The organism is Amycolatopsis sp. NPDC028719 (genome assembly GCF_055565395.1).
In genome coordinates this window covers 266,733-287,571 of record NZ_JBVHUL010000011.1, presented here as the reverse complement: position 1 = coordinate 287,571, position 20,839 = coordinate 266,733, and the positions used below count along the sequence as shown (strand labels likewise).

21 protein-coding genes are annotated in these 20,839 nt (G+C 72.3%); 11 read left to right on the top strand and 10 right to left on the bottom strand.

From position 1 onward, the window contains the following. Nucleotides 1-2 precede the first annotated feature (2 nt). Nucleotides 3-836: a helix-turn-helix domain-containing protein gene (locus ACZ4TR_RS39920; RefSeq protein WP_465293345.1), complete on the bottom strand. Its 834-nt coding sequence runs from the start codon at nucleotides 834-836 to the stop codon at nucleotides 3-5. 56 nt (nucleotides 837-892) lie between these two features. Further along, a complete protein-coding gene (locus ACZ4TR_RS39915; RefSeq protein ID WP_465293344.1) occupies nucleotides 893-1,846 on the bottom strand; it encodes a GNAT family N-acetyltransferase in 954 nt (317 codons plus the stop codon). Nucleotides 1,847-1,919: 73 nt separating this feature from the next. On the opposite strand from ACZ4TR_RS39915, the gene yaaA reads away from it, so the two are divergent. Further along, nucleotides 1,920-2,666 carry a peroxide stress protein YaaA gene (gene yaaA / locus ACZ4TR_RS39910; RefSeq protein WP_465293343.1) on the top strand — a complete coding sequence of 249 codons (747 nt, stop codon included), beginning with the start codon at nucleotides 1,920-1,922 and terminating at the stop codon, nucleotides 2,664-2,666. 18 nt (nucleotides 2,667-2,684) lie between these two features. On the opposite strand, the gene ACZ4TR_RS39905 is transcribed toward yaaA, so the two are convergent. Next, nucleotides 2,685-3,755, bottom strand: a complete 1,071-nt coding sequence (locus ACZ4TR_RS39905) for an NAD(P)/FAD-dependent oxidoreductase (RefSeq protein WP_465293342.1) — start codon at nucleotides 3,753-3,755, stop codon at nucleotides 2,685-2,687. Between the two features lie 84 nt (nucleotides 3,756-3,839). Here ACZ4TR_RS39905 and ACZ4TR_RS39900 point away from each other — a divergent pair, with 84 nt between their 5' ends. Then, a complete protein-coding gene (locus ACZ4TR_RS39900) occupies nucleotides 3,840-4,394 on the top strand; it encodes a suppressor of fused domain protein (RefSeq protein WP_364519782.1) in 555 nt (184 codons plus the stop codon). Here the strand turns inward: ACZ4TR_RS39900 and ACZ4TR_RS39895 are convergent. Together ACZ4TR_RS39895 and ACZ4TR_RS39890 are read right to left on the bottom strand one after the other, a co-directional pair. After that, complete coding sequence (locus tag ACZ4TR_RS39895) at nucleotides 4,364-5,230, bottom strand: LysR family transcriptional regulator (RefSeq protein ID WP_465293341.1); 867 nt, start codon at nucleotides 5,228-5,230, stop codon at nucleotides 4,364-4,366. The two genes, ACZ4TR_RS39900 and ACZ4TR_RS39895, sit on opposite strands and share 31 nt — an antisense overlap. Nucleotide 5,231: 1 nt before the next feature. Further along, nucleotides 5,232-5,687: a cytidine deaminase gene (locus tag ACZ4TR_RS39890; RefSeq protein ID WP_465293340.1), complete on the bottom strand. Its 456-nt coding sequence runs from the start codon at nucleotides 5,685-5,687 to the stop codon at nucleotides 5,232-5,234. 98 nt (nucleotides 5,688-5,785) lie between these two features. Between ACZ4TR_RS39890 and ACZ4TR_RS39885 the strand changes: the two genes are divergently transcribed. Next, nucleotides 5,786-6,682, top strand: a complete 897-nt coding sequence (locus ACZ4TR_RS39885; RefSeq protein ID WP_465293339.1) for an MBL fold metallo-hydrolase — start codon at nucleotides 5,786-5,788, stop codon at nucleotides 6,680-6,682. Nucleotides 6,683-6,958: 276 nt separating this feature from the next. Here the strand turns inward: ACZ4TR_RS39885 and ACZ4TR_RS39880 are convergent, their stop codons facing one another. Next, entirely contained in the window at nucleotides 6,959-8,497 is a 1,539-nt protein-coding gene (locus ACZ4TR_RS39880; protein ID WP_465293338.1) for a phytoene desaturase family protein, read from the bottom strand. 271 nt (nucleotides 8,498-8,768) lie between these two features. On the opposite strand from ACZ4TR_RS39880, the gene ACZ4TR_RS39875 reads away from it, so the two are divergent. From ACZ4TR_RS39875 to ACZ4TR_RS39865, 3 genes are all read left to right on the top strand, one after another. Then, nucleotides 8,769-9,755 carry a serine protein kinase RIO gene (locus tag ACZ4TR_RS39875; RefSeq protein ID WP_465293337.1) on the top strand — a complete coding sequence of 329 codons (987 nt, stop codon included), beginning with the start codon at nucleotides 8,769-8,771 and terminating at the stop codon, nucleotides 9,753-9,755. A gap of 323 nt (nucleotides 9,756-10,078) precedes the next feature. Beyond that, nucleotides 10,079-11,686 (top strand): DEAD/DEAH box helicase, encoded by a 1,608-nt coding sequence (locus ACZ4TR_RS39870; RefSeq protein WP_465293336.1) that lies wholly within the window; start codon nucleotides 10,079-10,081, stop codon nucleotides 11,684-11,686. Between the two features lie 107 nt (nucleotides 11,687-11,793). Further along, a complete protein-coding gene (locus tag ACZ4TR_RS39865) occupies nucleotides 11,794-12,969 on the top strand; it encodes an 8-amino-7-oxononanoate synthase (protein WP_465293335.1) in 1,176 nt (391 codons plus the stop codon). A 27-nt stretch (nucleotides 12,970-12,996) separates the two neighbouring features. Here ACZ4TR_RS39865 and ACZ4TR_RS39860 read toward each other — a convergent pair whose 3' ends face one another. Both ACZ4TR_RS39860 and ACZ4TR_RS39855 read right to left on the bottom strand, forming a co-directional pair. Then, nucleotides 12,997-13,431 carry a GNAT family N-acetyltransferase gene (locus ACZ4TR_RS39860; protein ID WP_465293334.1) on the bottom strand — a complete coding sequence of 145 codons (435 nt, stop codon included), beginning with the start codon at nucleotides 13,429-13,431 and terminating at the stop codon, nucleotides 12,997-12,999. A gap of 18 nt (nucleotides 13,432-13,449) precedes the next feature. Next, a complete protein-coding gene (locus tag ACZ4TR_RS39855; protein WP_465293333.1) occupies nucleotides 13,450-14,265 on the bottom strand; it encodes a S1 family peptidase in 816 nt (271 codons plus the stop codon). A 167-nt stretch (nucleotides 14,266-14,432) separates the two neighbouring features. Here ACZ4TR_RS39855 and ACZ4TR_RS39850 point away from each other — a divergent pair, with 167 nt between their 5' ends. Next, nucleotides 14,433-15,305 (top strand): M15 family metallopeptidase, encoded by an 873-nt coding sequence (locus ACZ4TR_RS39850; protein ID WP_465293332.1) that lies wholly within the window; start codon nucleotides 14,433-14,435, stop codon nucleotides 15,303-15,305. A 97-nt stretch (nucleotides 15,306-15,402) separates the two neighbouring features. Beyond that, nucleotides 15,403-16,797 carry a mycothione reductase gene (locus tag ACZ4TR_RS39845; RefSeq protein WP_465293331.1) on the top strand — a complete coding sequence of 465 codons (1,395 nt, stop codon included), beginning with the start codon at nucleotides 15,403-15,405 and terminating at the stop codon, nucleotides 16,795-16,797. Between the two features lie 118 nt (nucleotides 16,798-16,915). Here ACZ4TR_RS39845 and ACZ4TR_RS39840 read toward each other — a convergent pair whose 3' ends face one another. Further along, nucleotides 16,916-17,053 (bottom strand): hypothetical protein, encoded by a 138-nt coding sequence (locus tag ACZ4TR_RS39840; RefSeq protein WP_465293330.1) that lies wholly within the window; start codon nucleotides 17,051-17,053, stop codon nucleotides 16,916-16,918. 134 nt (nucleotides 17,054-17,187) lie between these two features. Then, nucleotides 17,188-18,417, bottom strand: coding sequence for an MFS transporter (locus tag ACZ4TR_RS39835; protein WP_465293329.1), 1,230 nt, complete (start codon nucleotides 18,415-18,417; stop codon nucleotides 17,188-17,190). A 48-nt stretch (nucleotides 18,418-18,465) separates the two neighbouring features. Between ACZ4TR_RS39835 and ACZ4TR_RS39830 the strand changes: the two genes are divergently transcribed. The 3 genes from ACZ4TR_RS39830 to ACZ4TR_RS39820 all read left to right on the top strand — a co-directional run bounded on the left by ACZ4TR_RS39830 (nucleotide 18,466) and on the right by ACZ4TR_RS39820 (nucleotide 20,821). Further along, nucleotides 18,466-19,149, top strand: a complete 684-nt coding sequence (locus ACZ4TR_RS39830) for a FadR/GntR family transcriptional regulator (RefSeq protein WP_465293328.1) — start codon at nucleotides 18,466-18,468, stop codon at nucleotides 19,147-19,149. 273 nt (nucleotides 19,150-19,422) lie between these two features. Further along, nucleotides 19,423-19,914 (top strand): hypothetical protein, encoded by a 492-nt coding sequence (locus ACZ4TR_RS39825; RefSeq protein ID WP_465293327.1) that lies wholly within the window; start codon nucleotides 19,423-19,425, stop codon nucleotides 19,912-19,914. A gap of 64 nt (nucleotides 19,915-19,978) precedes the next feature. Then, a complete protein-coding gene (locus tag ACZ4TR_RS39820; protein ID WP_364519749.1) occupies nucleotides 19,979-20,821 on the top strand; it encodes a DUF4097 family beta strand repeat-containing protein in 843 nt (280 codons plus the stop codon). The last annotated feature ends 18 nt before the right edge of the window (nucleotides 20,822-20,839 follow it).

Below are 20,839 nucleotides of genomic sequence, written 5' to 3'. Positions count from 1 at the left end.
AACTATCGCGCGGCCTCCCGGAGCATGGCTCGGGTGGCATCGTCACTCAGTGCTGTCCCCGCCAGAATCCTAGCCTGTTTCCGGTAGCTGCCGACAACATCGGACTCGTGCAGGAACGCCGTCGCGTGCGAATTCTCCAAGTGCACGATCGGCGGCAGATCGGCGAACTCGTACAGGATGAACGAGCCGATCAGCCCGGGGTGATAACCGATGTTGGCAGGCACGATCCGCAGCGAAACGTTCGGCAGCGCCATCATTTCCAGCAGGTGGTCGATCTGGTCCGACATGATGTCGGCGCTGCCGATCTCCTCGCGAATCGCGACCTCGCCGATGAGCGCGGTGAGGCGAACCGGGTCGGCCTTCGCGAGAACACGCTGCCGGTTCATGCGCGCGATGAGCATCGCATCGGCCTGTTCCAGGCCGATCTCCGAATTGCTCAAGATCGCGCGGGCGTAGTCAGCCGTCTGCAGAAGTCCCGGCACGATCGCGTGGTACCAGTTCGTGATGCGGGTGGCGGTGCGCTCGTACTCGACGATGCCGCTCAGCGCGGGCGGCAGGTCGGACGGGTTCGAATCCAGCCAGTTGTCGTCCTTCGCGCGCCTGGCCAGGCGCATCATGCGCTCGTAAGTCGCGTCGTCGACCTGGAGCGCGCCCAGCAGCCGGGCGATGTCCTCGGGGCCGGGGACGCGTTGGCCCTTTTCCCACGCCGACAGCAACTGCGGCAGAATCCGCACCAGCCGGGCGAGCTCACGCAGTCCTTTGCCCCGCGTCATCCGCAATTCACGCATCGACGCGGCGAGCGCCCTGGCACCCGGGGAAGCGGAAGTCGGCTTCATGAAGGCGATGGTACGAACGTCGTCCATTCCCCGATCGGCGGTGGGGCGTCCCGAATTCAGGACAGCACGTACACGTGCCATTCGTCGTCGACGCGATATCCGCACCGCTCGTAAACACCCAGGGCGCGGTGCGCATTGTCGACGTCGACGTTCAGCGCCGACCGGTCGAATCCCGCCGCTTTCGCCGCCGTGAGCGTGTGCCCCAGCAACCCCGACGCGACGCCGCGGCCGCGCAACACCGCTCGCGTTCCCACCCAGCTGGCGTAGTGCTCGCGGATGCCCGTCACCGCGGCTTCGGACGCGTAGAAGTGGCTGAGCACGAACGCGAGGACCTTGTCGCCGTCGAGGATCAGGTACGACAGGTCCGGGCGGAAGTCCTTCGAGCCGGTGACCAGGTGGCGCCAGGCGCCGGGCTCGTAGACCGTGCTGCCCCAGTGGTCGGCGAAGGTGTCGTTGCGGGCGTCGAGCACGGCGAGGTCGTACTTGAAGTCGAACGGGACCGCCACGAGACCGTCCGGCAGCGGCGGCTGCGGCGGCAGGTCGGCGAGGCCGACGCGCATGTTGACCATCGTCCGCGCGTGCCGGTACCCGGCGCCGGCCAGGACCCCGGCGATCCAGCGCTCGTTCTGGTGGTGGCCGTGGTGCAGTTCGAACGGCGCGCCCGGGAAGGTGCGTTCGTTGACCTCGCGGCCCGTCCGCGAAAACCACTCGGCCAGGTGAGCGCCGACGGCGGCGGCCCGGTACTCCGGGCGCACGACCGACTGCAGGCGCAGCATGTGGACGGGGTTCGCGGCGTCGCGGCGGCGGATCAGGCCGTAGGCGACGAGTGTCCCGCCCGCCCAGGCGCCGATCGTGGCACGGGCCAGGTCGATGTTGGGGCCTTCGAGCTCCTCGCGGAGGTCTTCGTCCGTGAAGTGGTCACCTGTCCGGTCGATCTCCTCGGCCGCGGCGTACAGCCGGGTGAGGGCGGGGACGTCGTCCAGGGTCAACGGGCGCCAGGTCAGGTCCATGCCCGGAGGCTAGGCCGGACGGCGGCGTCCGCGCACCCCGTTTCGGCGAAAGCCGGCACAGTACGCTCGGTGCGTGCTGGTGCTCCTCCCTCCTTCCGAGACCAAGGCCGACGGCGGCCGCGGCGGTCCGCTCGACCTCGACGCGCTGTCATTCCCCGAGCTGAACCCGGCCCGGGCGAAGCTGCTCGACGCGCTGGTCGAGCTGGCCGGGGACGTTCCCGGCAGCGTCGCGGCCCTGGGTCTCACCGAGCGCCAGTCCGGCGAGGTGGCGCGCAACGCGGAGCTGTTCGCGTCGCCGACGATGCCGGCGCTGCGCCGCTACACCGGTGTGCTGTACGACGCGCTCGACGTGAAGAGCCTCACGAAGGCGGGCCTGGAAAAGGCGCACCGGCGGCTGGCGGTGACGTCTTCGCTGTTCGGCGTGGTGTCGGCGACCGACCCGATTCCCGCGTACCGGCTTTCCGGCGGGAACTCGCTCCCGTCGCTGGGGACGGTCCGCGGGCACTGGAAGCCGGTGCTCGAACCGGTGTTGCAGCAGGTGGAAGGCCTGGTGGTGGACCTGCGCTCGGGCACGTACTCGGCGTTCGCGAAGCTGCGCCCGGACGCGGTGACGGTCCGCGTGGTGACGGAGAACGCCCGCGGCGAGCGCGTGACGGTCAGCCACTTCAACAAGGCGTACAAGGGCCGGCTGGCGCGCGAACTGGTGGTCACGCGCGCCGAACCGTCCACTGTGGACCAGCTGGTGAAGGTGATCCGGAAGGCCGGCCTGGTGGTGGAGCGCACCGGCGACCACGCGCTGGAGCTGGTCACGGAGGGCTGATGAGCCCGCGCCCACCGCTCAGAAGCGGTCCGGCGCGAACGGCGTCAGGTCGAAGCCCGGGTCCTCCCCCAGCGCGATCGACGCGACGAGCTTCCCCGCGAACGGCGCGTTCGTCAGCCCGCCCGCGCCGAAGCCCGTCGACACCGCCAAGCCCGGCCGCAGCGAACCCAGCACCGGCAGGCCGTCCGGCGTGCCCGGGCGGAAGCCCACCCGCGTCTCCGCCAGCGTCGCGTCCGCCAGGCCCGGGGCCACCGTCAGCGCGTTGTCCAGCACCTCGCGCTGGCCCGCCGCCGTCACGCGGTAGTCGAACCCGGCCTCCGCCTCGCGCGTCGCGCCCGCCACCACCCGGCCGCCGCCGAACGCCAGCAGGTAGTGGCTCGTGCGGGGCAGCACCACCGGCCACGCCGACGTGTCCGTGCCCGGCAGGTCGAAGTGGCTGATCTGGCCGCGGTGCGGCGTCACCGGCAGGTCGATCCCCAGTGGCGCCAGCAGTTCCCGGCTCCACGCGCCGGCCGCGACCACGACGCTGTCCGCTTCCAGCGGTCCTTCGGGGCTCGCGACCGTGCCGTCCGCGCGGAACGCGACCTCGCCTTCGACGAACTTCGCGCCCCGGCGTTCGGCGTCGAGCAGCAGGGCGCGGCGCAGCTGGTGACCGTCGACGCGGCCCGCGCCCGCCAGGTGCACCGCGCTCAGCCCGGGCGCCAGCGCCGGGAACAGTTCGCGGGCCTGGGCGGAGTCGAGCCGCCGGATTTCCCCGATTTCGGGCGCGTCCGCCGCCCGCGCGGTCAGCCGTTCCTGCGCCTCGGCCAGCTCGGCTTCGTCGGCCGAGACGACCATCCCGCCGACGACCTCGAACGACGAATCCGCCAGTTCCGCCGTGAATTCGCGGTAGTACCGGCCGGCGGCCGACGCGAGCGGGTACAGCGCGTCTTCCCAGCGTGACGTCCACGGGCTGACGATCCCGGCGCCGGCTTCGGTGGCCGTCCCCGGCCGGGCCGCGTCCGCCACGACCACCTCCGCGCCCAGGCCCGCCAGGTGCCAGGCCGTTGCCGCGCCGCCGATTCCGCTTCCGATCACGAGCACTCGCATGTCCCCCACCCTGCCCGACTTTGCCGCGCCCGGGCCACCGGGATTGCCCCGCGCCCTCGACCGGCCGGTCGTATGCTGCGCGCCATGCCGAGCCGTGCCGAGCGGTATGTCGCCCATCTCGACACCCTGACCGGGAGCACCGAGCCCCGGTTGCAGCCGATCGCGTCGACCCACGACGGGCTCGACGACGTCATCGCGTTCGTCTACGCCGACGAACCGGAGCCGAGATACCTGACCGGGGTGACCTACGGCCTTTCGCTGGCCGACCACGACGAATGGCACGGCGTGAAACCGGAGCTGTGGATCAGCGTCCGGTCGGACGACCCGGTGTGGGCACTGGCCATCGGCTACCTCGCCGAGCAGCTGCGGGGCACCTGCCCGTTCGTCTACGGCGACACCATCGACTTCGGCGAGCCGATCGCGCCCGAGTCCGCCATGACCGCTTTCGCCGTGTCCGCGCCCGCCGGCCTCGACGCGCACCAGTACACGCTGATCGACATCGGGGGCGCGCCGATCAGCATCGCCGGCTGCTTCCCGGTGCACGACACCGAGCGGCAGTACATCCGCGAGCACGGCATCGACGCGTTCTGGCAGCTGGACTGGGACCTCTACGACGTCCGGCGGCCGCCGGTCGTCTGATACGCGGCCGTCGCGAGCCGCACGAACGAGCGGACCAGCGGGGTCGCGTCCGTCCAGGCGACGACCACCGGGTTCGGCGCCAGGTCGGTGAGCGGCACCACCGTCAGGTCGCCGGGCGGCCGGTGGCCGAGCGGCATCAGCCCGACGGTCCCGTTCCAGAGCACCGCCTGCAGGCACTCCTGGACGGCGCGCACCACCGGCCCTTCGCGCGGCTCGCCGCCGTGCCAGTACGACTGCCAGACCGGGTCGGTGCCGTCCGGGAACCGGAACCACTGCCGGCCGGCCAGGTCGGCCAGCTCGAGGTGGTCGCGGCGGGCCAGCGGGTCGTCGGTTCGCAGCACCGCGCCCACCGGGTCTTCGCGCAGCCGGTGCACCGTCAGGCCGGTCTCGTCGAACGGCCCCCGGGTCAGCGCGACGTCGACCAGCCCGGCGCGCAGCCCGCAGGTCGGATCGGTCAGGTCCGTGTCGCGGACGCGGACCTCGACGCCCGGGTGCTGCCTGCGGTAGGCGTCGGCCAGCCGCGTCGCGTCCGGGTCGGCGCTGTCGGCGAGCAGGCCGACGGTGATGGTCGCGGCACCGGCCGCGGCGGCCACGCGCACGCGCGCCCGGTCGGCCTGGTCGAGCAGGGCGCGCGCCTCGTCGAGCAGCGCCGCGCCGGGCGGGGTGAGCGTGACCCCGGCCGCGGAGCGCACCAGCAGGACGGCGCCGACGTCGGCCTCCAGCCGCTTGATCGCCCGGCTCAGCGGCGGCTGGCTCATGTGCAGCCGCGCGGCGGCCCGGCCGAAGTGGAGTTCTTCGGCGACGGCCACGAAGTACCGCAGCGTGCGCAGTTCCATCTCAGCCGGGTTCGCCGGCTTGCTCAGCGGCTTCGAAGGGCCAGACGTCGTCGGGGAAGACGCGCGCGAACCAGTGCGGCTGGACGTCCCGCAGCCGCAGGACCCGCCACCGGCGTGGGTCGGCGGGCTCGGGCACGGCGACCTCGACGTCCGGGCCGTGCGCGAAGAGCCGTTCCTGGCAGACCCCGCAGGGCGCCAGGACCCAGTAGCCGCGATCTTCGTCCGCGGCGGTCACGCACACCGAGCCCGTGACGCTCCGCCCCAGTTTGAAGGCTTCGCAGAGAGCGCCGGTTTCGTGACACAGGCTGACCGCCTGGTTCGGGAAGTCCGGCGCCGTGCTGGTGAGCACCGTGCCGTCGTCGAGGCGCACCGCCGCCGCCCCGGACCACGGCGTCCCGCCGAAGCGGTTTCGCGCCAGCGCGATCGCCGCGTCCACCAGTTCCTGGTCCACTGCCATGGCCGAACAGTAGCGCCGGCCTGCGACGATGTCCGCCGGGTATCGGCGCCACGCAATCGGTCTTGGACGGCGCCGTGTCCCGGCGGTGGAATCAGGACATGACCGATCTGACCGATCCCGCCGTGCAGGTAGCCGGCGCCCGGGAACTCGCCCCGGACCTGCTGGTGATCCCGAACGCCCGCGTCGACCTCGTCCCCAACATCGGCGTCATCGGCGGCACGGAGGCCGTCCTCGTCGTCGACACGGGCCTGGGCACCGAGAACGCGTCGGAGGTGCTCGCCTTCGCGACTTCGGTGGCGGCCGGCCGCCGCCTCTTCCTGACGACGACGCACTTCCACCCCGAGCACGCGTACGGCGCACAGGTGTTCGCGGGCAAGGCCACGTACCTGGTCAACCGCGGCCAGGCGGCCGACCTGAGCACGAAGGGCGCGGGCTACCTCGAGATGTTCCGTGGCCTCGGAGAGGTGGTCGCCCGCCGGCTGGAAGGCGTCCGGGTGCCCACGCCCGACGTGGTCTTCGACGGCTCCCACGACCTCGACCTGGGCGGCCGGACGGTCCGGCTGCGCCCCACGGGCCGCGGCCACACCACCGGCGACCAGGTCGTCGAGGTGCCGGACGCCGGCGTGCTGTTCACCGGCGACCTGGCCGAGACCGGGCAGTTCGCGATCCTCCCGTGGTTCCCGCCGCACGACACGGACGTCACCGGCATCGGCTGGCTCGAGGTCCTGGACCGGCTGGCGCTCGACGGGCCCCGGGTGGTGGTCCCCGGGCACGGAGAGGTCGGCGGGGTGTCGGTGCTCACCGACGTCCGCGACTACCTGCGCGAGCTCCGCGACGAGACTTGGCGCCGCCGGGACGCGGGCCTCGGGGTGGATGAGGTCGCCGCCGAGGTGCGGGAGGTGCTGGTCGGCCGCCACCCGGAGTGGGCCGGGCAGGAGTGGATCGAGCCGGGCGTCGGATGCCTGTGCGCCGAGCACGACGCCGCGCTCGCCTGACCGGAAACCGCCTGACCGAGGAACCGCTGGGCGGCGTGCTGCCGGGCGGGGCGGGGCGGGGCGGCCGCCAGGCCGCACGGCCGCCAGGCCGCACGGCCGCCAGGCCGCCGTGGCGCCGGGCGGCCAGCCCGCGTGCCGCCGGGCGACCGGTCCGCCGGGCGGGTCGCGCAGGCGCAGGTAGCTCTCCGCGGCACCCAGGTTCGCCGTGCCGGAGGTCTTGAATGAGCTTCATTCAGGACCTCCGGAGACCTGAATGACTCATTCAAGACATCAGCCTCAGCCGATTTCCGCGCCCAGCACCGCCATCGCCGCGTTGTGGCCGGGGATGCCGCTGACACCACCTCCCCGCACCGCTCCCGCGCCGCACAGCAGCACGCGGTCGTGGGGCGTCTCCACTCCCCACTTGCCCACCTGTGCCTGGTCCGTGGCGAACGGCCAGGCCAGGTCGCGGTGGAAGATGTGCCCGGCCGGCAGGCCCAGCTCGGCCTCCAGGTCGAGCGGGGTCTTCGCCTCCACGCAGGGCTTCCCGCCCGGCCCGGTCAGCAGGCAGTCCTCGATCGGCTCGGCCAGCACGCTGTTCAGCGAAGCCAGCGTCGCGCGCAACGCCGCTTCGCGCGCTTGTTCGTTGCGGCCTTCGAAGAGGCGCGCGGGCATGTGCAGGCCGAACAACGTCAGGGTCTGCACGCCGGCCGCGCGTTCGGCCGGGCCCAGGATCGACGGGTCCGTCAGCGAATGGCAGTAGATCTCGCACGGCGGCAGCGTGGGGATCTTCCCCGCCGCCGCCTCGCGGTAGGCCGTCTCCAGCTGGGTGAACGTCTCGTTGACGTGGAACGTGCCGCCGAACGCCTCGGCCGGGTCGACGTGCGGGTCGCGCAGCTTCGGCAGCCGCGACAGCACCATGTTCACCTTCAGCTGCGCGCCTTCCGGCCGCTCCGGCGGCTTCTCGCCCAGCAGCCGCGCCAACGTCGCCGGCGCGACGTTCGCCAGGACGTGCCCGCCGCGCACGACGTGTTCGGCGTCGTCACGGCGGTAACGCACCTCGCCGCCGGGGTCGATCGACAGCACCTCCGCCCCGGTCAGGAGCCGCGCGCCCGCGCGGGCGGCCACCGCCGCGAGCGAGCCGGTGACCGCGCCCATGCCGCCGACCGGGACGTCCCAGTCGCCGGTTCCGTTGCCGATCACGTGGTAGAGCAGACAGCGGTTCTGCCGCAGGTCCGCGCCGTCCGCCGCGGCGAACGTGCCGATCAGGGCGTCGGTCAGCACGACGCCGCGGACCGTGTCGTCGCCGAACCACGACGTGAGTGTCTCGCCGATCGGCCGCTCGAACAGCAGCGGCCACGCCTCGCCGTCACCGATCCGCTCGCGGAAGTCCACTTCGGACAGCAGCGGCTCGGTGAGGGTGCCGAAGGAGCGTTCGGCGACGCGCTCGGTCAGCTCGTAGAACCGTTGCCACGCCGCGAAGTCCGCCGCGGACCCGGTGACCGCGCGGAAGGACGCCGCTGTCCGGCCGTCGTCACCCGTGTCGACAAGGAGACCCGAGTCGGCCGTGGGCGTGTAGGACGACATCCGGCGCCGTTTCAGCCGCACGTCGAGGCCGAGATCGGCCACGATCTTCTTCGGCAGCAGGCTGACCAGGTAGGAGTAACGCGAAAGCCGGACGTCGACGCCGTCGAACGCGCGGAACGACACGGCGGCACCACCGGTCTCCCCGCGCCGTTCGAGCACGAGCACCGACCGGCCCGCCCGCGCCAGGTACGCGGCCGCCACCAGCCCGTTGTGGCCGCCGCCGGCGACCACGACGTCGTACGAGTCCATCCACTCCTCCTAGATCGGCCTGCCCGTTCATCGTGGCCACGGCCGGAGGCGGAATTCAAGGAAAGCGCACGAACGGTCCTTTCGCGCTATTCGGTTGCGCGGGCCCGGATGGGTCCGGCAAGCTGAGCGCATCCGGCAGGGAGCCGGTGCGGAGAGAGCGGGAGGTGCCTGTCGTGATGGATGTCCGGGCCTTCTCGCGCCCTCACCCACCCGCCCCCCGAGGCTGATCACGCGCCCGGTGGGGCATCCCTGACCAAGGAGAACCCCACCAGTGCGCCAGCACGATTTCGACGACTCCGAGCTTTTCGACGAACGCCCCTCGCGCCGCCGCCGGCGGTCCGAAGACGACGCACCGCGCGCTCGCCGCGCCGTGCGGTACGAAGACGAACCCGAGCCCACCCGCCGCGGGCGGCTCACCGAAGGCGAACGCGTCCGGCTCGCGAAGCTGCGCGACGACGCCTACACCGAAAACCAGCTGCCGGACGGCGCCGACCGCTGGTCCACCTGGGACGACGCCGAACATGGCCCGCTCCCCCGGCCCGAGTGGGTCGTCACCGAGCTCGCCGCCGTCGACACCGACCTCGGCGTCCTCAAAACCGGCAAGGAGGCCGACGTCCACCTGCTGCGGCGCGGCCTGCCCGGTACCCCCGGCACGCTGCTCGCCGCGAAGCGCTACCGCAGCGACGAACACAAGCTGTTCCACCGCGACGCGGGCTACCTAGAAGGGCGGCGGATGCGCCGCTCCCGCGAGACCCGGGCGATGGCGCAGCGCACCGCGTTCGGCCGCAACCTGATCGCCGAACAGTGGGCCGTCGCGGAGTTCGCCGCGTTGAGTCGCTTGTGGACGCTCGGCGCACCCGTGCCGTACCCGGTGCAGCGCAACGGCACCGAACTGCTCCTCGAGTTCCTCGGCGAAGACGACGGGACGGCCGCGCCCCGCCTGGCCCAGGTGCGCCCAGAGCCGGACGAGCTCAAGGACCTCTGGTTCCAGGCGACCGCGGCGCTCGAGCTCATCGCGTCGGAGGGGCTGGCGCACGGCGACCTCTCCGCGTACAACCTGCTCGTGCACCGGGGCCGGCTCGTGGTGATCGACCTGCCGCAGGCAGTCGACGTCGTCGCCAACCCCGGCGGCGCCGAGTTCCTCGCGCGGGACGTGCGCAACCTCGCCGGCTGGTTCCACGGCCGCGGTCTCGGTGAGCACGTCACGAACACCGGTGAGCTGCTGGCGGACCTCGTTTCCGCCGCCGGGCTCGGCTGAATCCGCGGCGGCGTCGCGGCTGTGGCCCGGGCCACGACTGCGACGCCGCCCACAACCGGTCACCTCGATGCGGACGACCAGGCCACCCTCAGGTACTATCGATTCAGACCGCAACCGGCGGCGTGGATGAGTTGGTGTCCGTCGCCTCCAGAGCCACCGAATGGCTCGCGGTGATCCGTAACCCAAGCGGCGCGCAGTGTCGGCAAGCGATGACACGGTGTGCCGGGTCCGTCCCTGTGAACGCCCATCGCACACCATCTTGCCCTGCCTGCGCGCGGGCTGCCCGGGCCTCCCTTGCGACGAACCACGTCCGAGAGGCATTTGTGACCGTCACGTTCAATTCCGGCCCTTCCTCGACGTCCGCTCACGCGGGCCGTCCCGACCGCAAGCCGCGCACCCGCCCGGCCGGTGGGGACATGCTGCGCGACGACGCGGTCGAGCTGGTGGCCACCAAGACCTTCGCCGAGCTGGGCCTGCCGGAGCCGCTGCTCCGCGCGCTCAGCGAGGCGGGCATCAACAGCCCCTTCCCGATCCAGTCCGCGACCATCCCGGACGCCCTGGCCGGCCGCGACGTGCTGGGCCGCGCCCAGACCGGCTCCGGCAAGACCCTCGCCTTCGGCCTGGCCATGCTGGCCCGGCTCGCCGAGGGCAAGGCCCGCCCGAAGCGCCCCCGCGCGCTGATCCTCGTCCCGACCCGCGAGCTGGCCATGCAGGTGGCCGACTCGCTGACCCCGCTGGCCAGGTCGCTCGGCCTGTGGTGCCGCACGGCCGTCGGCGGCATGGCTTTCGCCCGCCAGGCCGACGCGCTCTCCCGTGGCGTCGACCTGCTGATCGCCACCCCGGGGCGGCTGTCGGACCACGTCCGGCAGGGCACCGCGCACCTGGGCGACTGCAACTTCATCGCCCTCGACGAGGCCGACCAGATGGCGGACATGGGCTTCATGCCGCAGGTCCGCGAGATCATGGACCTCACCCCTCAGGGTGGGCAGCGGCTGCTGTTCTCCGCGACGCTCGACGGTGACGTCAACCGCCTCGTGCGGCAGTACCTGACCGACCCGGTCACGCACTCGGTCGCGCCGTCGACCGCGAGCGTGACGACCATGGACCACCACGTGCTCCAGGTCTCGCACCAGGACAAGCAGGACGTCATCACGCAGATCGGCGCCCGCGAGGGCCGCACGATCATGTTCGTGCGCACCAAGCACCACGTCGACCGCCTCGCGGAGCGCCTGCGCGAGCAGGGCGTGAACGCGGCGGCGCTGCACGGTGGCAAGACGCAGGGACAGCGCAACCGCGTTCTCGCGGACTTCAAGGAAGGCCACACCCCGGTGCTGGTCGCCACGGACGTCGCCGCGCGCGGCATCCACGTGGACGACATCTCGCTGGTGCTGCACGTCGACCCGGCGGCCGACCACAAGGACTACCTGCACCGCGCCGGCCGCACGGCCCGCGCCGGGGCGTCCGGCGTCGTCGTCACGGTGGTCACCAACGACCAGCGCCGCATGGTCAAGCGGATGACCGATCGGGCCGGCGTCCGCGCCGAGTCCACGATGGTCCGCCCCGGTGACGAAGCCCTGTCCCGCATCACGGGTGCCCGCGAGCCCAGCGGCGAGCCGGTCATCGAGCGTCGGCGCGAGAGCCCGCGTCGCGGCGGCGGTGGCGGCTTCCGCGGCGACCGCGGTCACGGCGGCGCGAGCCGCGGTGGCTACCGCGGCGACCGCGGCAGCCAGGGCGAGCGTGGCGGCAGCAGCTACGGCGGCGGCGACCGTGACCGCGGTGGCGACCGCGGTGGTTACGGCCAGCGCTCCGGCTCCGGCTCCGGCGAGGGTCGTCCCGGCGGCTTCGGCGGCCGTGGCCGTCAGCCCCGCTCGGGCAACGGCGGTGGCTACGGCCGCCCGAGCCGTGGCCCGCGTCGCGGCTACGACAGCTGATCTCGTTCTCTGAAGTTTCGGAAGCCCCGGACCGCGCGGTCCGGGGCTTCCGGCGTTTCCGGGCCCGCTTCCCGGCCGCGCGAAGGCCGGATGGGAGACTGCGGGACGTGACTACGCCGCCGACGCTCCCGCCCGACGAGGTTTTCGACTGGCTCGACACCGAGGCGGAGAAGCGGGCGAACGCGGGGCTCGTGCGGCAGCTGCGACCGCGTCCCGCCAAGGCGGACGAACTGGACCTGGCCGGCAACGACTACCTCGGGCTGGCCCGCGACAAGCGCGTCGCCGGGGCCTCCGCGGCCGCCGCGTTGCGCTGGGGCGCCGGGTCGACCGGGTCCCGGCTGGTCACCGGTTCGACCGAGCTGCACACCGAGCTGGAGATGGAGCTCGCCCGGTTCTGCGGTGTGCAGGCGGCGCTGGTGTTCTCGTCCGGGTTCACCGCGAACCTCGGCGCGGTGACGGCGCTGTCGGGCTCCGAATCCGCGATCGTCACCGACAAGTACATCCACGCGTCGCTCATCGAGGGCTGCCGGCTCTCGCGGGCCGACGTCGCCGCGGTCGCGCACGCGACGCCGTCGGCGATCAAGAACGCGCTGGCGACCCGCCGGAAGCCGCGGGCGCTGGTGGTGACCGATTCGGTGTTCTCCGTCGACGGTGACCTCGCCCCGCTCGCCGAGCTGGCCGGGATCTGCCGCTCGCACGGTGCCGCGATGCTGGTCGACGACGCGCACGGCTTCGGCGTCCTGGGTGAGGGCGGTCGCGGCGCGGTCCACGCGGCCGGGCTGGCGGGCGCCCCCGACGTCGTCACGACGTTGACGCTGTCGAAGTCGCTGGGCGCCCAGGGCGGGGCGGTGCTGGGGCCGCGTCGCGTGATCAAGCACCTGATCGACACGGCTCGCAGTTTCATCTTCGACACCGCGCTGGCGCCCGCGAGTGCTGCCGCCGCGTTGACCGCGTTGCACGCGCTGAAGGAAGAGCCGGGGCTGGCGGAGAAGGTCGTCGAGAACGCGGGCAACCTGGCGATGTCGTTGAAGGCGGCCGGGCTGACGGTGAGCCTGCCGGACGCGGCCGTGATCTCGGTTCAGGCGCCGTCCGCGGAGTCGGCCGTCGCATGGGCGGCGGCGTGCGCGGAGCAGGGCATCCGGGTCGGGTGCTTCCGGCCGCCGTCGGTGCCGGACGGCATTTCGCGGCTGAGGCTGACCGCGCGGGCCGACCTCACGGAGTCCGATGTGGACCGCGCGGTGAAGGTGATCACGGCGACGGCTCCGCGCGGCGCGACCGCCTGAGCCGTACCTGGAGGGTCGGCTCGGCTCTTACTTCGGGAGGCGGCGCATGCGGATGTGCGGGATTCCGTCTTCGTCCGTGTACTCCGCGCCTTCCGCGACGAAGCCGTAGCGCGCGTAGAAGCCCTGGACGTACGTTTGCGCGTCCAGGACGTACTCGCCCGGGGTGAGCAGGACCTCGTCCATCAGCCGGGCCGCCAGGCCGCGGCCGCGGGCGGTGGCCGCCGTCACCACGCGGCCGATGCGGCGGACGCCACCCGGGTCGGCGAGCACGCGCAGGTAGGACAGCACGCCACCGGGATCCGAGAACCACAGGTGCCGGGTGTCCGGCCGCAGGTCACGGCCGTCGAGCTCGGGGTACGCCGCCTTCTGCTCCACGACGAACACGTCCACGCGCAGGCGGAGGATGTCGTGCAGCTGGGCGGCGGTCAGGTCGGGCCCGGTCGCGTCGTGCAGGGTCGGCATGCCCCCTGCTTATCACGCTCAGCCGAGGATGCGCGGCTTGGCCTGGGCCTCGATGTCGGCTGTGTACGCCGAAACGCGCGTGTAGACGCCCGGCTTGCCCGCCTTGCCGCAGCCGTCGCCGAACGACACGATCCCGATCAGCGTGTCGCCCACGACGAGCGGGCCGCCGGAGTCGCCCTGGCACGCGTCGACGCCGCCTTCGGCGTAGCCCGCGCAGACCATCGTCTTCTGGTCGTACACGGAGTAGTCGGCACGGCAGGAGCTGTCGGAGACCAGCGGGACCTGGGCGCTGCGCAGGTAGTCGGAGCGGTCGCCGCCGTCGGCGACGCGGCCCCAGCCGAGCACCGTCGCTCGCGTGCCTTCGCGGTACGAAGCGGTGTCACCGCCGGCGGGCAGCTTCGCGGGCCGGTAGCCGAACTGGCCGCGGACGGTCAGGACCGCGATGTCGTCGCCCTGGGTCGGGTCGCTGTAGCCCTCGCTGATCCAGACCTTCGAGACGCTCAGCACGTCACCCACGTCGGTGCGCTTGTCCTCCCGGCCGGCCACCACGCGGACGTCCTGCTTCGCGACCGCCTTGGCGCAGTGCGCCGCCGTCGCGACCGCCGTCGAGCTGACGATCACCGCGCCGCAGTACTGGTTGCCCCCCGCGTCGGTCAGGTACACCGCGTACGGGTGGTCCGAAAGGGAAGCCTTGTCGCCGCCCACGATCCGCGGCTGGTTGGCGGAGGCCGGGTCCGCCGACGCCGTGCCGACCACCACCGGGACGGCCACCGCGGCGACCGCGAGGAGCGCGCCGCTCGCGAGCAGCAGGGGTCGGCGGGACTTCACGGACATGGGACGTTCCCCTCTTCAAAAACAGCACGAGACGAAGCACTCGGCTCCCGGACGACTCCGGTGCGTAAACGAGCGGCGCTCAATACCCTAATCGGAGTGGGCCCGAAACGGTGTCACTGAAACGGGTGGACTCCGCGCTCACCGAGCGCTTCTGTCAGGCTGGACGGATGCGGCGGACGGCGACGGCGGTGTGCGGGACGGTCCTGGCCTTCACGCTGGGCGCCTGCACGCCGGAAGTCCCGCGGACCCCGCAGCCGGTGGCCGCGACGCCGTCCTCGACGACGGTGGCCAAACCCCCCGCCCCGGTGAAATCGGCGCCGCCGGCGACGTCGAGCGCGCCCGCCGCCACCTGGCAGGCGGGGGCCCGGCCCCTCCCCCGCCGCCCGGACGGGTTCGGCGAGATCGAGCCGACGCCACCCGAACTGGTGAACCGGGCACTTCCGACAAAAGACATCTTCCCGCCGCCTGCGGATGGCAAGTACCACGCGACCGTCAGTGCGGTGCCCGCCGACGTCCTCGCCCGCAGCACCTGGCAGCCCGCCTGCCCGGTCAAGCCGGCCGACCTGCGCTATCTGACGATGTCCTTCCGGGGGTTCGACGGCCGCGCGCACACCGGCGAAATGCTGGTCCACGCGAAGGGCGCCGCCGGGATCACCCGAGTCTTCGGGCAGCTCTTCGCGGCGGGCTTCCCCCTGGAAGAGATGCGCGTGACCAGCCCGGCCGAACTGACCGCGCCGCCGACCGGCGACGGCAACAACACGGGCTCGTTCGTCTGCCGCCCGGCGCGCGGGCAGACCTCGTGGTCGGCGCACGCGTACGGGCTCGCGGTGGACGTCAACCCGTTCTGCAACCCCTACACCCAGCGCGACCTCGTGCTGCCCGAACTGGCCTCGGCCTACCTCGACCGGGCGGACCGCCGGCCGGGCATGGTCCTGGCGGGCGACGCGACCGTGCGCGCGTTCGCGGCGATCGGGTGGAGCTGGGGCGGCGCGTGGACCAGCCCGAAGGACCGGATGCACTTCACCGGCAATGGCCACTGACCACGTAATACGACGTTAAGCACAATGGGGAACACCCGCTTCGCGGCGACGGTTGGCTAGGGTGACTCGACCGGATCGAAACCCCGCGGAGGATGCAGTGCCCCACTACGACCTGGTGATCGTCGGGACGGGATCGGGGAACTCCATCCTCGGGCCCGAATTCGCCGGCAAGAAAACGGCGATCGTGGAGAAGGGCACCTTCGGTGGCACCTGCCTGAACGTCGGCTGCATCCCGACGAAGATGTTCGTGTACGCCGCCGACGTCGCGTACACGCCTTCGCACAGCGCGAAGTACGGCGTCGACGAAGAGCTGAAGGGCGTGCGCTGGCGCGACATCCGCGACCGCGTCTTCGGCCGCATCGACCCCATCGCCGCGGGGGGCGCGGAGTACCGGCGCAGCCACGAGGACAACAAGGACGTCGACGTCTACGAGGGCACCGCCCGCTTCACCGGGCACAAGGAGCTGCGCGTCAGCTTCTCCGACGGCCGTCCCGACGAGGTGCTGACCGCCGACCGGTTCGTGCTGGCCGCGGGCGGGCGCCCGGTGATCCCGGACATCGCCGGTCTGGACACCGTCGACTACTTCACGTCCGACACGGTCATGCGGCTCGACGAGCTGCCGGAGCGCATCGTGATCCTCGGCGGCGGGTACATCGCGGCCGAGTTCGCGCACGTCTTCGCGTCCTTCGGGGTGCAGGTCACGCTCGTCAACCGCTCCGGGCGGCTGCTGCGCTCGGAGGACGAGGACGTCAGCGCGCGCTTCACCGAGCTGGCCGCGGAACGCTTCGACGTCCGCCTGGAGCGCAAAACCGTGCGCGCGCGGAAGACCGGCAGCGGCGTCGCGCTGGACCTCGAAGGCCCGCAGGGCGCCGAGACCGTCGAGGCCGACCTGCTGCTGATCGCCACCGGCCGGCGGCCGAACTCCGACCTGCTCGACGTCGCCGCCACCGGAGTGACCACAAAGGACAGTGGGCACGTCGTCGTGGACGACTACCAGGAGACCGCGGTCGAAGGCATCTACGCGCTCGGCGACCTTTCGTCGCCGCACGAGCTGAAGCACGTCGCGAACCACGAAGCCCGCGTGGTGCAGCACAACCTGCTGCACCCGGACGAGCGGATCACCGCCGACCACCGGTTCGTGCCGCACGCCGTGTTCACCCACCCGCAGGTCGCGTCGGTCGGGCTCACCGAGCAGAAGGCGCGCGAATCGGGCGTCTCGTATGTGACGTCGAAGCAGGACTACGCCGGCATCGCGTACGGCTGGGCGATGGAGGACACGACGGGCTTCGCGAAGCTCCTCGCCGACCCGGCGACCGGGCAGCTGCTCGGCGCGCACATCATCGGGCCGCAGGCGTCGTCGGTGATCCAGCCGCTGATCCAGGCGATGAGCTTCGGCCAGGACGCGCGTTCGATGGCGCGCGGACAGTACTGGATCCACCCGGCGATGCCGGAGCTGATCGAGAACGCCCTGCTCAGCCTGCCCCTGGACTGACGCAAGTCCGTGAATGTCGCATTGAGGGACTCTAAGTCCCTCAATGCGACATTCACGGCTTTTCACAGGGTGATCGACCACGTGTCGAGGGTGCCGGTGTCGGCTGGGCCGTAGTCGGTCACGCGCAGCTGGTGGCCGCGCTGCCGGTGAGCGTCGAGGCGATCGGGCTGAACACCTGCTGGTAGGCGCGGATCGCGAAGTCGGTGTCGTTGGTCAGGGTCCGGTTGCCGCCGCCCGCCTGGGTGCGTGCGGACACCGCCGCGCTCGCCGCCGAGGCGTTTCCCGTCGAACGGGCCCACGCGCAGCAACGTTCCGAGGTCCGGCGACGGCACGGCCATCCGGTGATCGTAAGCGGCGCCGACTCCGGCGTACGGCGTTAACTGTCAAGAATCAGACGACCCGGCGGCGGCCGGCGAGCGCGCCGAACACCATCTGGACGAGCAGCAGGCCCAGCAGCATGGCCAGCGGCACCTGCCAGCCGCCCGCGACGTCGTGCAGCAGCCCGAACAGGAACGGCCCCAGCGCGGCGAAGAGGTAGCCGAAGCCCTGCGCCATGCCGGACAGCCGGGCGGTGTCGCCGCCGGTCCGGGCGCGCAGCGCGATCACCGTCAGGGCGAGGGAGAACACGCTCATCCCGAGCCCGACCAGCAGGCTCCACAGCAGCGGCGACCACGACGGCGCGAGCATCAGCCCGGCCGTCCCGGCGAAACCGAAGACGCCGAGGGTGATGATCCAGAGGCCCTGGCCGCGCTGGCGGGCGGCCATCGGCGCGACGACCAGGCTGATCGGCACGGCGATCAGCGAGACCAGGCCGAACAGCAGGCCGGCCTGGTCGCGCGGCACCCCGGCGTCCATCAGGACCTGCGGGAACCAGCCCATCGCGGCGTAGGCGTAGAACGCCTGCAGGCCGAAGAAGATCGTGACGATCCACGCGAGACGGTTGCGCAGCAGCGACCGGCCGGCGTCGGCGGCATCGGCGTGACGCGGTGCCCGGCCGGTGCCGCGGGCTGCGAGAATCCACGCCAACAGCGCGACGACGGCCACCACCGCCCAAGCCCCGAGAGCCGGGCGCCAGCCGCCGAACGCGTCGCCGAGCTGGGGGGTCACTGCCGACCCGAGGGCGCCGCCGCCCTGAAGAGCGGCGGTGTAGACGCCGGTCATGATGCCGATGCGGGCCGGGAAGGAGTCCTTGATGACCACCGGGATGAGCACGTTGATCAGGGCGATCCCGGCGGTGGCGACGAGCGTCCCGCCGAGCACCACGGCCGGGCCGTCGAGCACGCGCAGCACGAGCCCGGCCGCGATCGCGATGAGCGCGATCGCGATGGCGGCGCCGATCCCGGCCCGCCGGGCCAGCAGCGGCGCGGCCAGCCCGGCGCCGGCGAAGCAGAGGGTCGGCAACGTCGTGAGCACGCCCGCCCAGACCACGGAGGTCCCCAGGTCGGCGCGCATTTCGGCGAGCATGGGCCCGACCCCGGTGATGGCCGGGCGCAGGTTGAGGGCGGTGAGCACCACCGCGACCGCGAGCAGCGCGCCGGCGGTGAGCACGCCCGGCGTCCGGAACTCCACGGCGCCGTCCAGCTCGGGTTCGAGGGCGGATTGACGGTGTTCGACGCGCATGACCGCTACTATCGCATACGTAGGATGATTGGATGAAGGGATAATCCTGTGCCTCTGGCCACCACTCGGCGGGCCGGCCTGGTCGACCAGGTCATCGAGCAGCTGCGCGCGGCGGTCGCGCAGGGCGAGTGGCCCCTCGGCGAACGCATCCCCACCGAAACCGAGCTCGGCGAGCAGCTCGGCGTCGGGCGCAACACCATCCGCGAAGCCGTGCGCGCGCTCGCGCACACGGGCCTGCTCGAAGTCCGCCAGGGCGACGGCACCTACGTGCGCGCCACCAGCGAGGTGTCCGGGGCGATCCGCCGGCTCTGCGGCTCGGAGCTGCGCGAAGTCCTGCAGGTCCGGCGCACTCTCGAGGCCGAGGGGGCCCGGCTCGCCGCGTTGTCGCGCACCGAGGAGGAGGTGGCGGAGCTGTGGTCGCTGCTGGCCCGCCGCGAGACGGAGCTGCGCGAGCGACGCTGGGAGGACTTCGCCCACACCGACGCCGAGTTCCACACGGCGGTGGTCCGCGCCGGGCACAACGGCCTGCTCACCGAGCTCCACCGCGGCCTGACCGAGGTCATCACGGCGAGCATCGCGGCGACGTCGACCATCACGCCGGGCGTGGACCACGCACCGGAGATCGGCCACGAAGGCCTCGCCGAGGCGATCGCCCAACGCGATCCTGACCGCGCGGCCGCAGAGGCGTGCGGGTTCCTGGACGAGCTTCTGGAACGCGTCGAGCGCTCCTGACGTGCGCCCCAAGGCGGCCTTCGTTGCGTCTAACGCACCGAAGGCCGCCTTGGTTGCGTCTAACGCACCGAAGGCCACATTGGGGCGCTTGCCAGGCCGGCCCGCTTCCGCCCCAATGCCACATTGGGTGCGTCTGGCGCACCCAATGCCACATTGGGGCGCTTGCCCCGCGGCGCGCTGAGCTGCGGAATCAACGAGTCTGGCATCACCGGCGTCCCCTAAGGGTGCCAATTCAGGGTTGTCGTGGTGCCATCGCGGTGCCACAGTAGTGCCATGGACCTGACGCCCTTCGTGAACGAACTCCGCCGGGAGCTCGCGGTCGCCGCCGAAGCGGCGGGTGAGGACGCCGTCGCCCTCGCCGAGCGGCTCACCGCTCCGCTCGAATCGGCGATCCGGCTCACCCTGCTCGACGCTCTGTCGGCCGCGGCCGACGAGATCACCCGCGACCTCGCGCCCGGCTCCGTCGAAGTGCGCCTTCGCCGTCGCGAAGCCGAGTTCGCCGTTGCGCTGCCCACCACGCCCGAACCGGCGCCCGCCGAAGCGCCGCCGCCCCCGCCGGAGGCCGACGACGGCGCCGTCGCGCGGATCAACCTGCGGCTGCCCGAGCACCTCAAGCAGCGCGTCGAAGAAGCCGCCGGCCGGGACCGGATCTCCATCAACGCCTGGCTCGTGCGGGCCGCGAACAGCGCGCTCGGCCCCGGCAAGACCCAGCCGTCCCAGCGCCGCTCGGCCTTCGGTGAGAAGTACACCGGCTGGGTTCAGTAAGCCTTTTCTCTTCCCGTCTCCGACCTGCGGAGACGCCACCCGAGCACCCCAGGAGGGCGCAGCCATGCCTGTTTTCCCCACTCCCGAGCCGATCACGGCGACGATCGACGTGAGCGTCGCGGACGTCCGGATCGTCGCCGGCGAGCGCGCGGAGACCACCGTCGAGGTCACCCCGGCCGACCCGGCCGACAACGAGGACGTCAAGGCCGTGGCCCGGACCCGAGTCGAGTTCGCCCACGGCGAGCTGCTGGTCAAGGGCCCGAAGTACGTCACCAAGCTCTGGGGCAAGGCCGGCGCGCTGCACGTCACGGTCGAGCTGCCGGCCGGCTCGCGGATCCAGGGCACCGCCGCGATGGGCGACTTCCGCGTCGGCGGCCGCATCGGGAACAGCCGGTTCAAGACCTCCGTCGGCGACATCCACCTCGACGAAGCCGCCGCCGTCGAGGCGAGCACCGCCACCGGAGACGTCACGGTCGACCGCGCCACCGGCCACGCCGAGTTCGGCACCGGCTCCGGCGAGCTGCGGATCCGCGAGATCGACGGCACCGCCGTGCTGAAGAACTCCAACGGCGAGACCCGCGTCGGCGAGGTCACCGGCGACCTGCGGGTCAACACCGCCAACGGCGACATCCTCGTCGACGTCGCCCACGCGGGCGTGCACGCCAAGACCGCCTCCGGCGACATCCGGCTCGGCGAGGTCATGCGCGACCGGGTCGTGCTGGAAACCGCCGTCGGCGAGATCGAGGTCGGCATCCGCGAGGGCAGCGCCGCGTGGCTCGAGCTCAACTCCCTGACCGGCACCGTGCGCAACACGCTCAGCGCCACCGACGGCCCCGGCGGCAGCACCGAAACCGTCGAGGTCAAGGCCCACACCTACACCGGCGACATCGTCATCCGCCGCGCCTGAAGACCTTCAAAACAAAGG

Bases quoted from the DNA above. Each gene is read 5' to 3' on its own strand.
- ACZ4TR_RS39920 (WP_465293345.1), bottom strand. From the start codon at position 836: ATGAAGCCGACTTCCGCTTCCCCGGGTGCCAGGGCGCTCGCCGCGTCG.
- ACZ4TR_RS39835 (WP_465293329.1), bottom strand. From the start codon at position 18,417: ATGCGCGTCGAACACCGTCAATCCGCCCTCGAACCCGAGCTGGACGGC.
- ACZ4TR_RS39885 (WP_465293339.1), top strand. From the start codon at position 5,786: ATGACCGATCTGACCGATCCCGCCGTGCAGGTAGCCGGCGCCCGGGAA.
- ACZ4TR_RS39880 (WP_465293338.1), bottom strand. From the start codon at position 8,497: ATGGACTCGTACGACGTCGTGGTCGCCGGCGGCGGCCACAACGGGCTG.
- ACZ4TR_RS39825 (WP_465293327.1), top strand. From the start codon at position 19,423: ATGGACCTGACGCCCTTCGTGAACGAACTCCGCCGGGAGCTCGCGGTC.
- ACZ4TR_RS39855 (WP_465293333.1), bottom strand. From the start codon at position 14,265: ATGTCCGTGAAGTCCCGCCGACCCCTGCTGCTCGCGAGCGGCGCGCTC.
- ACZ4TR_RS39895 (WP_465293341.1), bottom strand. From the start codon at position 5,230: ATGGAACTGCGCACGCTGCGGTACTTCGTGGCCGTCGCCGAAGAACTC.
- ACZ4TR_RS39820 (WP_364519749.1), top strand. From the start codon at position 19,979: ATGCCTGTTTTCCCCACTCCCGAGCCGATCACGGCGACGATCGACGTG.
- ACZ4TR_RS39890 (WP_465293340.1), bottom strand. From the start codon at position 5,687: ATGGCAGTGGACCAGGAACTGGTGGACGCGGCGATCGCGCTGGCGCGA.
- ACZ4TR_RS39915 (WP_465293344.1), bottom strand. From the start codon at position 1,846: ATGGACCTGACCTGGCGCCCGTTGACCCTGGACGACGTCCCCGCCCTC.
- ACZ4TR_RS39850 (WP_465293332.1), top strand. From the start codon at position 14,433: ATGCGGCGGACGGCGACGGCGGTGTGCGGGACGGTCCTGGCCTTCACG.
- ACZ4TR_RS39905 (WP_465293342.1), bottom strand. From the start codon at position 3,755: ATGCGAGTGCTCGTGATCGGAAGCGGAATCGGCGGCGCGGCAACGGCC.
- ACZ4TR_RS39900 (WP_364519782.1), top strand. From the start codon at position 3,840: ATGCCGAGCCGTGCCGAGCGGTATGTCGCCCATCTCGACACCCTGACC.
- ACZ4TR_RS39860 (WP_465293334.1), bottom strand. From the start codon at position 13,431: ATGCCGACCCTGCACGACGCGACCGGGCCCGACCTGACCGCCGCCCAG.